General features: G+C 44.9%; 13 protein-coding genes and 1 tRNA gene. 7 read left to right on the top strand and 7 right to left on the bottom strand.

Annotated elements, in window-relative coordinates:
- Positions 1-39: 39 nt before the first annotated feature.
- Entirely contained in the window at positions 40-960 is a 921-nt protein-coding gene (gene prs / locus L0U89_RS15890; protein ID WP_234862416.1) for a ribose-phosphate diphosphokinase, read from the bottom strand.
- Positions 920-2,428 carry a nicotinate phosphoribosyltransferase gene (locus L0U89_RS15885; RefSeq protein ID WP_234862415.1) on the bottom strand — a complete coding sequence of 503 codons (1,509 nt, stop codon included), beginning with the start codon at positions 2,426-2,428 and terminating at the stop codon, positions 920-922. Before L0U89_RS15885 ends, prs begins: the two co-directional genes overlap by 41 nt.
- Positions 2,429-2,582: 154 nt before the next feature.
- Between L0U89_RS15885 and L0U89_RS15880 the strand changes: the two genes are divergently transcribed.
- The 3 genes from L0U89_RS15880 (at position 2,583) to L0U89_RS15870 (ending at position 4,756) form a co-directional block, all read left to right on the top strand.
- Positions 2,583-3,197 carry an RNA polymerase sigma factor gene (locus tag L0U89_RS15880; RefSeq protein WP_234862414.1) on the top strand — a complete coding sequence of 205 codons (615 nt, stop codon included), beginning with the start codon at positions 2,583-2,585 and terminating at the stop codon, positions 3,195-3,197.
- The gene (locus L0U89_RS15875) at positions 3,187-3,936 is read left to right on the top strand and encodes an anti-sigma factor family protein (RefSeq protein ID WP_234862413.1); all 750 of its coding nucleotides are present in this window, start codon (positions 3,187-3,189) and stop codon (positions 3,934-3,936) included. Before L0U89_RS15880 ends, L0U89_RS15875 begins: the two co-directional genes overlap by 11 nt.
- Positions 3,937-4,048: 112 nt before the next feature.
- Complete coding sequence (locus L0U89_RS15870; RefSeq protein WP_234862412.1) at positions 4,049-4,756, top strand: hypothetical protein; 708 nt, start codon at positions 4,049-4,051, stop codon at positions 4,754-4,756.
- Positions 4,757-4,778: 22 nt separating this feature from the next.
- Here L0U89_RS15870 and L0U89_RS15865 read toward each other — a convergent pair whose 3' ends face one another.
- The 4 genes from L0U89_RS15865 to L0U89_RS15850 form a co-directional block, all read right to left on the bottom strand.
- On the bottom strand, positions 4,779-7,556 hold the full coding sequence (locus L0U89_RS15865) for a CHAT domain-containing protein (protein WP_234862411.1): 2,778 nt from the start codon (positions 7,554-7,556) through the stop codon (positions 4,779-4,781).
- A 36-nt stretch (positions 7,557-7,592) separates the two neighbouring features.
- Complete coding sequence (locus tag L0U89_RS15860; RefSeq protein ID WP_234862410.1) at positions 7,593-8,489, bottom strand: hypothetical protein; 897 nt, start codon at positions 8,487-8,489, stop codon at positions 7,593-7,595.
- A 39-nt stretch (positions 8,490-8,528) separates the two neighbouring features.
- The gene (locus L0U89_RS15855; RefSeq protein WP_157198543.1) at positions 8,529-9,353 is read right to left on the bottom strand and encodes a DMT family transporter; all 825 of its coding nucleotides are present in this window, start codon (positions 9,351-9,353) and stop codon (positions 8,529-8,531) included.
- Between the two features lie 85 nt (positions 9,354-9,438).
- Positions 9,439-10,092: an ABC transporter ATP-binding protein gene (locus L0U89_RS15850; protein ID WP_234862409.1), complete on the bottom strand. Its 654-nt coding sequence runs from the start codon at positions 10,090-10,092 to the stop codon at positions 9,439-9,441.
- A gap of 138 nt (positions 10,093-10,230) precedes the next feature.
- Between L0U89_RS15850 and sucC the strand changes: the two genes are divergently transcribed.
- The 3 genes from sucC (at position 10,231) to L0U89_RS15835 (ending at position 12,508) form a co-directional block, all read left to right on the top strand.
- Positions 10,231-11,448: an ADP-forming succinate--CoA ligase subunit beta gene (sucC, locus tag L0U89_RS15845; RefSeq protein ID WP_234862408.1), complete on the top strand. Its 1,218-nt coding sequence runs from the start codon at positions 10,231-10,233 to the stop codon at positions 11,446-11,448.
- Positions 11,449-11,463: 15 nt separating this feature from the next.
- Positions 11,464-11,537 (top strand) — tRNA-Arg (locus L0U89_RS15840).
- Between the two features lie 134 nt (positions 11,538-11,671).
- Entirely contained in the window at positions 11,672-12,508 is an 837-nt protein-coding gene (locus L0U89_RS15835; RefSeq protein WP_234862407.1) for a universal stress protein, read from the top strand.
- Between the two features lie 130 nt (positions 12,509-12,638).
- Here L0U89_RS15835 and L0U89_RS15830 read toward each other — a convergent pair whose 3' ends face one another.
- Entirely contained in the window at positions 12,639-13,550 is a 912-nt protein-coding gene (locus L0U89_RS15830) for a DUF3078 domain-containing protein (RefSeq protein ID WP_234862406.1), read from the bottom strand.
- A 258-nt stretch (positions 13,551-13,808) separates the two neighbouring features.
- On the opposite strand from L0U89_RS15830, the gene L0U89_RS15825 reads away from it, so the two are divergent.
- Positions 13,809-14,294, top strand: coding sequence for a DUF4136 domain-containing protein (locus L0U89_RS15825; protein WP_234862405.1), 486 nt, complete (start codon positions 13,809-13,811; stop codon positions 14,292-14,294).
- Positions 14,295-14,298 lie beyond the last annotated feature (4 nt).

Here is a 14,298-nt window from a genome sequence, read left to right as displayed (position 1 = left end):
CCAGCGAATATGCTGGCCTTCGTCATTCAAATCGTCTAATCAACTATTCCTGAGTTGTTCAAGAATTAGTCCGCCTACACTTTTCACGATCAGGAAATCTGTTTTGACGGCATAGCTATTGGGGTGGGTATTGGTAGTGACTACTTTGGAAATAACCCCTGAGTCCTCGATCTTCCTCAAGGCCTCGTTGGTAAACAATCCGTGTGTCGTGATGGTGAAAATTTTCTTCGCCCCGGCGTTTTTATAGGCTTTTGCGGCATTGATCAATGAACCGCCAGTCCGCACCATGTCGTCGTAAATGACCACATCCCTCCCATCCACGTCTGCCGAAATGCTGGTGACTTCTGTCTTTTCACCCGAAATCCTTCTTTTGAAAACAAACGCTGCATTGACGCCCATTTCGTTGGCCAATGATTCCACCCACTTAGCTCGACCGGCATCTGTACAGGCCATCACAAATCCATCCTCCGCGAGCTCTTTTGCTGCCTCAATGACGATTGGCTTGCAATAGACATGGTTGATCAGCACCTGTCCTTCAAAATAGTGCGGGATTCCCTCAGAATGGAGATCGAAGAAAATGAAATGATTTCCCAAACTGGTTCTTGGCAGGGAAGAAAACATCACCGCCCTGGACTTAGCGGTGACCACTTCTCCGATTTTAACCGCACGCTCCATCGTGCTGTAGCCAAAATAGGGAAAGAAAATCTGGATCGAACGGGCGCCATATTTGATCAGCGCATATGCCAAATCGTAAATTTCTAATGTATCTGAGTCGGAAATCGTGCCCCCTATCAACACCACGTCCCTACCCTGAACAGGTGTCAGTATCCTTTGATATCGCTCTCCATCCGGAAACAGCTTAACCTCAATCTTTCCCTCTTCAAATTCCCCGAGGGCCAAGATTTCCTGTTGTAGGTATCTATAATCGGGAATGCAAAATATGATTTTCTTCTCCGTCATTGTTTTTCATTTTAAACACAAGGCTATTTCTCAATTGGTAGAGACTTTCCTCCAATCCAACAGGATAAATATGTGGATTTACCAAGCGTTTGTGGGTTTTGTCAAAATATTCCAGATTTCTTTGAGCCTTTTCTTTGATTTCGTGGATGTTGGAACGTTCGTACACTTTCTGTCCTTTCAGGAAGATCGGTTTGAGCAAAGACTCCACTTCCAATCCCTTTGTATTGATCTTCTTCATGCGCGTAGGATCGATGGGATCGAGGATAGTGAATTGATCCCTGCCAACGTCACTTCCCTCAAGGCAGATCATATCTGCCACGGCTCTTCCGTTTTTTGAAAATCTTAGTACCTGCTGCCTGCCAGGAACATTGATCTTTATTGCCTGTTGGGATACCTTCACACGGGGCTCCCATTTTCCTTCAGAAGTTTGGATTGCCGCCAATTTGTATACAGCTCCCAAGGCAGGCTGGTCGAAGGCAGTCACCAGCTTGGTACCTACTCCCCAAACATCGATAGAAGCATCCTGGACATTAAGCGAAGTGATGATGTGCTCATCCAGGTCATTACTCGCGACGATTTTGGCATTGGGGAATCCAGCCTGGTCGAGCATCTCTCTTGCGATATTGCTATAATAAGCCAAGTCGCCTGAATCTATCCTGATGCCCACAAGTTCCTTACCTTTTTCCCTCAGGATTCTTCCAACCTCAATGGCATTGGCCACTCCCTTGATTGTATCGTAGGTATCGACAAGAAACACGCAATGGTCAGGAAATGCCTCTGCGTAGGCTTTGAATGCCTCCAATTCGGAATCAAAGGACATGATCCAGCTATGGGCATGGGTACCAGATACAGGGATCCCAAACAATTTGCCCGCCATCACATTGCTGGTAGCCGAACAGCCTCCTATGTAGGAAGCCCTGCTCGCTGCCAAAGCACCGTCTATTCCTTGCGCCCGTCGCAGTCCAAACTCAAGTACCGACTTACCCTGCGCCGCAAAACAAATCCGCGCCGCCTTGGTCGCAATCAGCGTCTGGAAATTGATGATGTTGAGCAGAGGTGTTTCCAATAGCTGGCATTGGATAAGTGGACCGGTCACCTTCACCAAGGGAATATGGGGAAACACAACTGTTCCCTCCTCCACGGCTTCGATATCGCAGGCAAACTCAAGCTTTCTCAAATATTCGATGAAACCCGTTTCAAAGGTCGGATTCCCATCTTTGGTCTTCATCTCGGACAGGTAAGCCAGGTCATCGTCGTCAAACCGAAAATTGCGACAAAAGTCGATCACATAATCCAAACCTGCGGCAAGCGTAAATCCGCTTTGAAACGGGTGCTTACGAAACGAAAGGTTGAACACCGCCTGCTGCTCTCCTTTTCCCGACTTCCAGTAGGCATATGCCATTGTCAATTGGTAAAAATCCGTCAAAAGAGCCAGTGAACCCTGGTAAAGATCCCGTGTGATTTTCATATTGCTCGGTCAAAAATCGTGTTATGTCCAAAAATAACACTTCAAGTTGGAATCCATGGGCCTTTGGAACATATTGTCGTCTCGATAAATTGGAAAAGAAAAGTTACCATTAGGTTACAATACCACAAGCAAACGCGACTAAAGTATAGAAAGAATGAAGAAACCAGAAAACTTGACGGATTCCGAGATACTCCACGGCATCATTCTCGGAGGCCCAGATCTGGAACGCTGCCTTGGCTACCTGTATCGCCAACATTACAGTGTGTTGGAGCACTATGTCCAGACAAATTCCGGCGATCAGGATGATGCAGCTGATATTATCCAGGAATGCTTTCTTGTTTTCGTGAGGATGGTGGAAGACCGCAAGTTTAGGGGCGAATCGTCCATCAAATCCGTCCTATATGCGATTTGCCGAAATCTGTGGATTACTGAACTCAGAAAAAGAAAAAACCTTATGGCCCGACACGAACTATACGAAGCTGAAAAGGAAAGTATATCTCCCGATGTGAGCAGCGAAATCTCCCGACAGGAAGACAGCCGAGTGGTCATGGACTTGTTTGAGACTTTGGGTGATAAGTGCAAAAACATCCTGTTGGCCTTCTATTACGAAAACCTCTCGATGAAGGAAATCACCGTAAAGGAAGGTTTCTCAAACGAGCAGGTACTTCGCAACAAAAAACACAAATGCCTAAAAGCCCTTGTGGAAAAAATCCAAAATCACCCAACCCTTTACCAAACCCTAAAAAACGCCCTTCAAAATGGACAATGACCTTCAGATGCTGGAAGATTACCTGGATGGTACGCTCAGCAAAGCCGATGCTGAATCGGTGAATGAAAAGCTAAAAAAAGATCCGGAATTGCGGGAGATGTTGGCACTGCTACAAGCATCCACACAGGGAATAAAACTGGCTGGACGCCGCACATCGATCCGAAAAATCCATGAGGAATTCATTCTCGAGACCAGATCAAACAAAAAAATGGAGCCTGCAACGACTCGGAAAATCTTCCCTTGGTGGATGGGAGTAGCTGCATCCCTCACCCTTGTCCTTGCATTTACTGCAATCAGCATCTTTAGGTTCCCTGGCAGCTTTCTCGAAGAGAGTGCAATCAAGTACGAGCTGCCTACGATGCGCAGTGCCGGAACCAATATCGACGATTTAGAGACTGCATTCAAAAACAAAAATTGGAGTGTCCTGCTGGAAAAAGTCGATATCCAAGAGACAGATCGCAAGGCTTTGTTTCTAGCCTCGATGGCAGCCCTACAAAAGCAGGAATTCGAATTGGGCCTACAGTATCTCGATGCGCTTGAATCCCAAAACAATGTCCAAACCGAACCCCTTTTCAAAAACGAGATATCCTATTATCGCCTGGTGTTTCATTTGGAGCTAAGGGACTATAATAGCGCGCTAGATGCATGGAAAACTTTGGATGCGGAGAAAGACAATCCATACCGAACCTCACTTGGCTTGATGGACAAGGCGAGCCTGTGGATTTTGGGACAATTTTGAAAAAAACATCAAAAAATTTTATGAAACATGGTTACAAACCGAAGAGCAGGGTAGACTAAAGCATGTAACTAAACAATTTAATGCCATGAAATTTCCAACATCAATCTCCAAAATGCTTTTAGTAATCGCCACAGCTTCCGTGGTTTCCTGTACACAAGAAGAAAATGTCCCCATGTTTGGCCAAGGGGAAGGAAAAATGGGAATTGCTCTTAGACTCAATAACGGCCTGAGTTCCTCAACCAATGCCCGTATTGCCAACAGCAACCTTCGCCTGACAAATGGATTCATCCAGATCAAAGAGTTGGAATTGGACGTGGAAGGCAGGGATTCGAGAGGTGAGTTCGAAAAGGAAATTGAAATCGACTTTGACGATATCAAGAAGGTGACTTTCGATGAATTTGACCGCAGTGTCGACTTCTTCATCAACATTCCCGAGGGAGAATACAAAGAAATCGAACTCGAAATGGATCTCATTGAATACCGCAATGAACCTTCTATTTTCATCGAGGGAGTCTACAGCAAAGACGGAACTGACATCCCTGTTAGATTCCAGTATTTCGGGGATGAAATTGACTTCAAGGTAGAGATCGAATCCGACGATGATGACAACTACTTCAAGATTGACCGGGTGAACAATCCTTTGGCGCTTTTCGAAATCAACGCATTGAATTGGTTTAGCCAAATCACAGACGCTGAATTTAACAATGCGGAAATCACTGAAGACGTCATCGTACTCAGCAGACAATCCAATAAAGCGCTGTATGACAAGGTAAAGGGCAAACTCGAAGCTTCTGCGGATATCGAGATTGAACTTGATTAATTCAAAGTGACTTGGTCTGCCTTTAAATCCATCCCAATCGGATGGATTTTTCCATTTTTTTGGACTTTAGCCACCAGAATAACCCGCCCACGAGCAGCAGCAGACCAAGAAGCAAACTGTACATCAAAATTGGTTTTTCCGAAGAGGGCAAATCTCCGATCAGAACCAGATGGGCCCAAAAAGCCGGATGGTGAAATTGAGCCATCGTTGGATCCGAAAGGAGGTCATTTTTTGCTTTCTGCAAGGCAATAGCATAGCTGTCGCCTTCATCCAAATACAAGTAGAATCTGGCCGAAATGTAGGCTGTGGCTTTGTCCTCGGCTTTCCAAAGCGTGGTGATTAGATTTTTGCAACCTGCAAACGAAAAAGAACGCGAAAGGCCAATGATTCCTTCACTCGCGCTGAGGGAACCGTAATTGGTTTCACAAGCGCTCAAAAAAACCAGGGAAGTTTTCTCCAATGAAAGTCCGCTGATTTCTATTGGATATAGTTTGTTGCCACTTTCATGGGGAAAAAAAGCAACAAAGGCCGCCTCTGGTTGGGCAGATTTGGCGACAGCGTGTGTAGCTAAGTGCAGGATATTTGCATCATCGACCTTATCGAGGAATTTCTCCTTTGTAGCAGCAGCGTCCAAGAATTTTTCTCCCTTAAAAGACTCCAATTCCTCTAAGGAATACGGCAGCCGATCCAATTTTTCATCCCCAGTCTCCAAACCCGACGAATGAAAAGGGGCAAAACCTACGATCGAGGAATGTAGATACTTCGTCTTTTCGGAAGAAAAAAAAGTGGAAGAAAGCTGATAACTTATGCTCAGAGATTCCACCAAAAAACCCCCGTCCTGATTTTCCAGCACTTCGAATGGCAAACCTGCAAGAGAGGAATGCGGAATGATCATCAGATTGTCGTAATCGGACAGCTTGGGCATAATCGGCGAAAGCAACAGCCTGGAAAGTTCGGTCCCGATTCCTCCAGTTTTGTATTCTTTGCCCAATTCGAACGTCGATATCCTCGTTTTGAACTCAGGTATGGCGTTGTGAAGTAAAGCATAATCCGATATCTCGTATACCTTCAACTGCCGTTCGTCAAGCGTAAAGGCAAACCAAGCACTTCCCGCATCGAAAAATGAAAGCAAAAGCGTGTTTGATCGTTTGAGAGCCTCCTTTAATTCCGCCAAATGAATGGAGTTTCTTTCACTTTTTGCTTTTGTATATCCTGGGAATTCGGCGAATTGGCCGTGCAGCCTTGAAAGTTCCAGCCTTTTGTCCAAAGCCAATTCATTGAGAATCCTTCGCTGCTGCTCATCGCTCTCCGCGAATATTTTCTGTTGGATCTGGGAAAGTGAAAATTGAATATCGCGCTCCTTTTGGATCAACTCATCCGGTAAATCCTCCAGCGTCTTGACCCTCTTTTCCCGGATTCCGATGTTCAGTCCCATCGCCTTGCTTTCTTCCGACCAAGCATATGCGCGCTCCAAAAGCGATTGTTCGCTGGTTTCGAAATACTTCTCTAGTACCTGGTTTATCCCGTCCCGATAGCCTTCCAGCACGAAATCAGAGAAAAACACCCTCGCTTCGTCATTGTCGTAGTAGTTGGCGACCAAATAAGCGAAGTCAAAAGCCGATTGAAACGAGGCGACTGAATACCCAAAATAGGGCCCGCTCTTTTCCCCTTTCGCCAACCGCCCAAATGCCTTCGCCTTACCTATCAGTGCCTCGAAAAGGTGGTTTGATGCAAAGCCGACACTGTAATCGCTGGGGTTTTTGAGTATATCCTGTTGGTCAAAATTTCCATCTGCCCGTACGATTGCCTGATGATAATGGGTTGCCGCACCCAGAAAATCCCCCTTCTCCAAGGCCAAGTCTCCGAGCTTGTTGTAGAGGGGGGCAAGACGAAAATCAGATTCTTTCCGGTTTTCTAAAAAGTCGACCAACAAATCTTCTGCCTCCAAGCGGGCACCTTTTTGAATCAAGGCTTCTGCCCTTAGATCAACAAAAAACGGAGAAACATCGCTTTGGTTCCCGGTCTGCTGCAGGTATCGATCTGCTGAGTCCACTTCGTTCAAATCGAGGAAAATTCGAGCAATCTGCAGGCGCGTTTTGTCAGTATCAATCCCAGAGATGAGCAGATTTTTGTAGATAGAAAGCGCCGAATCTGGCTGATCGAGGTTTACCAGGCATGAACCAATATTGTTCAGAAAAGAAAAAAGGGCATACCGGTAGTAAGGCTCCAAATCATCAAAGTCCCTTTGACCGATTGTGAGGTTTTTTGCTTTACTGAAATAATTGACTGCCTGTGAGTAATTACCCGATTGGTAATAGATGACGCCCAGCGAATTGAACAGCCTGGAAGATTGATTGGTCGCCATTGGCCCATTGAGTCTTTTTTCGGCTTCTTTCAGGAAAAAAATACTGCTATCTGCCTTACCTAGAAGGTAATAGGACTCCCCCAAATACAATGTGGGATCAAAAAGCAATGAATCCGCAAGTTGGGAGGATATACCAATGTCAATCGAAGTCCGATAGCGCGCGATCGCCAACTCATACTTGGTCGCCAGCACAGCCAATGTGCCGAGCTTCTCAAAAACATCAAGCTGCAGATCCTTCGCCAGCGTCACGAAACCAGGGTCATTTACCATCTCCAAAAAGATGGCTTCTGAAAGACTATCCGTTGACTCAGTGGGGGCATCAGACTCGAAGAGCGACGTCGCCATGCGATACCTTTCCAACAATGATTTTTGGGGAGACCGTTGGGATACCAAGCAGACCAGAAGAATACTGAACAAAAGCCATCGAAGCCGCATGGCTAAAAATATACCAACAATTTCTGCTTTCCTAATCTACTGTAAGCGCCCTACAACAACCAAATAAGGCGGTCTTGGCTTGGCCTTTGGGTTTTCAGCCGCCACCCTTGCAAATGGCAAACTTGCAGGGACATTGACTTTCAGGATGGAGTTTTTCTTCTCTTCAATCTCGTCAAGCAGTGACTGAGGTACATCAGACAACTTCTCAAAATAATAAAGCCGAATATCTATGCGATTTCTGGCCCTCAGGCTTGAGTCGTTCAACCTGTAAAAAAGTTTGGCATCTACCCTAGACCCATTCACCGGACTGGCTCCAAAAGCACCGTTTTCCAGTGTCTTTTTCAGGTTGATTTTTCCAGAGGAAGATCCAATTTTTATACCAAGCGAAGCAAGACTAGGCTCCCCGGTACCTTCATCATCGTCAAACTTACAACTATCGTCGTCATCGTCGTCGTTATCATCGTTGTCGTCATCATCGTCATCGTCGTCATCACAGGGCGTTAACAGCGTTCTATTTCCATCAAAAATCGGAATCGCCAAGGTATCGTTTTGGTCGAGGATATAGACTTTGTCCTCATAATTGATTCCCGCGATGACAAGTTCAAATTCGCAAACTTGACTGCTCCCAACAGGCTGAAACGTAACTCGGTAGCGAAGCCCGGATTCACTTTTGTTGATGTCGATTTCCCCGGTCTCTTCATCAATGACCAGTCCTTCAGGAAATACGGTATAGGTGCCTTCGGCAGGGTTTACGGGTTTGATGATATTTTCCGCTGAATCCGACACATAAAAAATAGTGTCCGGATAAGAGAAAGATGTGCATGAAAAAGTCTCACCCCCAGGATTTTCATCATCAGGCGATATCGAAGACTCACAGGAAGCCATAGCTACCACCATTCCGCAAAGCGACAAGATATAGATAATCGTCTTCATTTACACTAGGTCGATTCTTGGTGCCAAAACGTAACCCATTTATTTGAAAATATTTAAAACCACTCCTATCAGAACCAAAATCATACCCAAAAAAACAACGAGGCTATACGTTTCACCAAAAACAAAGAATCCAAAAAACAATGCGTAGAATATTCCCAAATAAGAAAGACTCGCAATCTTCGACAATTGGGCATTTTGATAGGCCAAGGTCATAAAATACTGGGCAAATTGGGTCAATAAGCCCACTGCCAGCAAAATTGCCCAATCCCAACCAACCGGATCCACCCAGACAAAATAACTCGCGACAGTCGCCACCGGTATTGTGATAAAAGGGAAATAAAACATAATCACAAGCGGGTGCTCTGTGGTGTTCAATTTCCGGATAATGTTGTACGCAAGTCCCATGGCCATCGCAGCAACAAGACCAACTCCCAAATCAAACATTCCTATCCTAGGGTCAAAGCCCTCAATTACCATCACGCCCGCAAAGGACAAACCGAAATACAGAAACTGCCGGGATTTGACCTTTTCCTTTACAATGAATATGCCCAAGATCGTGGTGAAAATCGGCCCGAGATAGTTGATCGTCACGGCACTTGCCAATGGGATGGTTTGCAACGTATAGAAGAAACCAATCAATCCAATCGATCCGGCCATTCCCCTCAGGATCAACAATTTCTTGTTTTTCCCAAAGACTGGAATTGACTGCCTCCTTAGCGCCAAAAAAGTGATCACCAAACTGAAAACAGACCGGAAAAGGATGATCTCTATAGCAGGGATATGCGGAATCAGCTTGACAGAGACATTCATCAGGGAAAAAAGGATCCCTGCCAGCAACATGTGTTGAATACTCTGCCTAGTCAATTTTGGTTGAGAAAATTTTGTTTAAAAATGACCTTGAATTGAAAATGGTTCATTTATCCAGGCGATGAAATTTGGTAAAGACACCTCAAGTCAAAATCTTCCCATCCTGCATGACCAGTTTTCGATCCGCCATTTGTGCGAGCTCTTGATTGTGGGTTACGATCACGAAAGACTGTCCAAACTTCTTTCTCAAATCAAAGAAAAGCTTGTGGAGGGATTCAGCGCTTTTGGAATCAAGGTTGCCGCTCGGTTCATCGGCAAAGATGACTTTTGGAGAATTGATCAAGGCCCGCGCCACTGCAACCCGCTGCTGCTCTCCACCGGAAAGCTCGGACGGCTTGTGGTCAAGCCTGCCTCCAATTCCCAAAAGCTCCGCCAACTCCTTTGCTTTTGCTTTAAGTGATGCCGGGTCTTTTCTGCCGATGAGCCCGGGGATCATGATGTTTTCTTCGGCCGTAAATTCCGGTAGCAGGTTATGGAACTGAAAAATAAATCCGATTTGCTGGTTTCTGAAGTCCGCGAGTTTGTCGCCTTTGAGGTTGTTGACCTGTATGCCATTGATCCATACCTCTCCCCTATCAGCTTCATCCAATGTACCCAAAATATGGAGCAAAGTACTCTTCCCCGCCCCAGACGCGCCTACGATGGAGACGACTTCGCCTTCCTTGATGTGCACATCTACCCCTTTGAGTACCTGGAGGTCTCCATAGTTCTTTTGAATTCCCTTTGCTCGTAGCATAATCAAACGTTGCTCCGCCAAATATAAAAATTAGATCAAGCGCGCTTGCTGTTCGGACAATTTATTTGCCGAAAGACCCAAGGCCGATTTGATAAATCCCACCCCAGACCTTAACTTCGGGCAAAAATTTTCACAAGGATGAACATTCACGAATATCAAGCGAAAGAACTTTTGAAAAGCTATGGTGTCAGGATACAGGAAGGCATCGTGGCAGACAGCCCTGAATCGGCACTTGAAGCAGCAAAAGGGCTAAACGAGCAGACAGGAACTTCCTGGTACGTGATCAAAGCCCAAATCCATGCAGGTGGCAGAGGAAAGGGCCAGATCAAAGAAACGGGCTCTCGTGGTGTCGTCCTGGCAAAAAAGCAGGAGGATGTTCCGACCAAAGCAGCCGATATCCTTGGGGGCACATTGGTCACCATCCAGACTGGCGCAGAAGGTAAGAAGGTAAACAAGGTATTGATTGCGGAGGACGTATATTATCCGGGCGCTTCCGAACCAAAGGAATATTATCTTTCTATTCTATTGGATAGAGGAAAAGGCTGCAACGTCATCATGGCCTCCACCGAAGGCGGTATGGACATTGAAGAGGTAGCCGAAAAGCATCCGGAAAAAATCATCAAGGAATGGATCGATCCCAAGTTTGGTTTGCAGGGCTTCCAAGTCAGGAAAATTGCGTTCAAACTCGGTCTTGAAGGAAATGCGTTCAAAGAAATGGTGAAATTCATCACTTCCCTTTACAACGCATACGTCGGTTCCGATTCATCCCAATTCGAAATCAATCCAGTGTTGAAGACGTCAGATGACAAGATCCTAGCAGTAGATGCCAAGGTGAATTTGGACGACAATGCGCTCTACAGACATAAAGACCTCGCTGATCTGAGGGACGTCGCTGAAGAAGATCCTCTGGAAGTAGAAGCCGGCAAATCAGGCCTGAACTATGTCAAGTTGGATGGAAACGTGGGCTGCATGGTCAACGGCGCCGGTTTGGCTATGGCAACCATGGACATGATCAAACTTTCCGGTGGCGAGCCTGCCAACTTCCTCGATGTGGGAGGAGGTGCCAATGCGACGACCGTTGAAGCGGGTTTCAGAATCATTCTTCAGGATCCAAATGTAAAAGCCATCTTGATCAACGTGTTTGGTGGAATCGTAAGATGTGACCGTATCGCAAATGGTGTGGTGGAAGCCTACAGATCGATTGGAAATATCCCTGTACCCATCATCGTACGTCTGCAGGGCACAAACGCCGAAGAAGGTGCCAGAATCATCGATGAGTCAGGCTTAAAAGTATCTTCCGCAATCACGCTCAAAGAAGCGGCCGAAAAAGTAAAAAAGGCGCTCGCTGAGTCCTAATCAGATAATTTTACCGCACCTGTAGTTCAACTGGATAGAATATCGGATTTCGGCTCCGAGGGTTGAGGGTTCGAATCCTTCCGGGTGCACAAGAGCCTTGGCAAATGCCAAGGCTCTTGTTTTTTTGACTGATTTTTATCATTCTACCGACTGATTTACAATAGGTTAACTGTCATTTTTTTGGAATATTTTTAATTCAACAAACATCAAATCCCGAATAGCCATGAAAAAGATACTCGTGCCGACCGACTTTTCGGAATGTGCCAAAGCTTCAGAAAAATATGCCGAGTTCCTAGCAAAAAAAACTGGCGCGGAACTCCTCTACCTACACATCATTCACACACCCGTAGATTGGAGTAAACTCACGAAAGATCAGGAACATTTGTTTCCAGAGATCATGGAGAGCATTGCCAAAGCAAAGGAATCACTTAAATCCCGCATAAAAGCAGCTGAGAGCATGGGGATTACTGCGGCAAAATTGCTCATTTTCAACAATACGAATGAAAAAATCCACCGATACGCAGAGGACGAGAATATTGACCTCGTAGTGATGGGTTCTCATGGACAGTACGGATTTAGAGACCACATTATTGGGACAAACACCTATAGTATGCTTAGGAGGTCAAAAATGCCGGTGGTTGTTGTCAAAAAGGAAATGGAAAATCCAAAATTGGAAACCCTAGTGTTCGCGACAAATTTCCAGAGTGAAATGGGAAAATCATTCGAAAGAATCGAACACCTCGCCGAAGAACTCAAAGTAAAGCTTCACATTCTCTATGTCAACACCCCAAACAACTTCAAAGGGACATATGATATCATCAACCAAGGGAAATCGTTTCTAAAAGAGTATTCTAATTACAACTATGACATCCATATCGTGGATTCACTGAGTGTCGAACGGGGAATCATACAATTCCTGGAACACGGGGAATACGACGGAATTGCAGCGATTACCGAGGGCAAATCGGACTTTGCGCAGTACTTCTCCCCTAGTGTTACCGAAAACCTAATTTCAATGTCAAACAAGCCCATAATCAGCCTCAAGGCCTCCGGAAAATAAAAAAGCAGGAGAAACTCTCCTGCCCTTTTTATGAAAACTAAACCAACTATTATTTAACTACCACAATTGAAACAAAAATACTACATAAATATAAAATTCAAAATATTTTGATAAAAACCTGTTAAAAAACCTACTTTTTGTTACTCACTTTGTACACTATGCCCAATGCCAAGGCCTGGCTAAATTGAATCCCCTCAGTCATGTCGATATCATAGACGTTGATGCTGGTAAATGTCACATCAACATATCTTGTGATCTTGGCGATCAAGGTAAAATCCAACCTGTGGTCTATCGTCTCAAACGAAAATTCCTGCAAATTGGCAAACAACTGGTACCTGGAATTCAGAGTCAGGTTGTCATTGAATTTCTTGTTGTAAGTCGCAAAAACTTGGAAAGCCAGCCATTCTGTCCTTAGGGTTTCGCCCCGCGCGACACCATAGTTAGTAGGTACATTGTTGATCAATGTCGTGTCTGTGACAAAGGTAAACCTCGGGGAAAAAGGCGCTAAGCGAAGCGCGAAATCTTTGTTGGGTTTGTACTCGAAACCAAAGCCAGTAGTCAAGAAAGCAGGCGCAAAAAACCTTGATATCAGCAGCGGATTTGCATTGTCCGTGAAATCAAAACCATCCGTGAATTGGCTGATGAAGTTTAAACCCGCAAAATATCCCCAATGCTTGTTGATTTTGTAGCCAACCTTGGTATCGTAGAATATCCGGTCATTTGATTTTCTGAACTGTTCCTGTCCATCGTTTTTGACTAAACCATAGATAAGTTCGAGTTGACTATCCCAACTCCATCGGTCTTTGGCATATTTCAGCCTCCAATCCAGGATCGAACCAAAAGCAAGGGAATTTACACCACCCGACTTCCAGTTTCCGGAAAATGCAGCCTGGTTGAAATTAAAGCCAACGCTGAACTGTTTGTCCCAATAAGTTGTGTCTTTGGGCGCAGGCGCTGTGTCTTGAGGTACCGCAACCTCCCCTTGACCAAAAGCCACCTGAATACTCAAGAGAAATGCGAAAAGGGTAGAAAGTTTTTTCATAGTTATGATTTTAAGTGAAAAATCGAAAATAAGGATTAATAAGTTGCTGTAAAAGAGTCGGTCTTAGATGAGCAAGTCAAAACCATCGGATGAGCGCATTTTAAAAACATTTTTTCAAAATTTGGAGTAAATTGATTTCTAGATAGCCGAAAATAAATGACCAATCGATCCAAAAAATTACCTCAAGCATTATTTCCCGTCCTTTTGTCTTTGTTCATGACTATGTCCTGCGCTTCTATTGAGATTTTCAAAGAAAACATGGAAGTAAAAAACCCGAGAAATTATCGAAGCTTTGTCATCGTCAACAAAGAGCTAGGAAGGAATGGCTTTAAAGATGGGTTTCTGGACGCGATCACCATGGATCAGATTCAACAACTGTTGGAAAAAAACGGGCTTACTTATGACAGGGAAGATCCAGAAATCCTAATTCGTTACACTTCCAACCAGGATCCACGCCAAAAAGAAGTATATGCCAACCAATACCCCATGTGGGGGAGTCGCATGTGGTGGGACCCTTGGGTTTACAACCCTTCCTATTTCAACAGACAAATGACCACCTCAACCACACAAAGTTATGAATTGCTTCAAGTGATAGTCGATTTCATTGACCCACATTCTGACAAACGGGTCATGACCCTGACCGCCGTCTCTGAGACGAGTAGTCCAAAACACCGACAAAAAATGGTTGCAAAATCAACTGAAAAAATCATAGCCACCTATTTAAAAGAAACCCAAACCAAATAGAACC

Origin of the sequence: Mariniradius sediminis, assembly GCF_021491425.1 — a bacterium.
Lineage (GTDB): Bacteria > Bacteroidota > Bacteroidia > Cytophagales > Cyclobacteriaceae > Mariniradius > Mariniradius saccharolyticus.
This window is presented reverse-complemented; position numbering and strand designations above follow the sequence as displayed.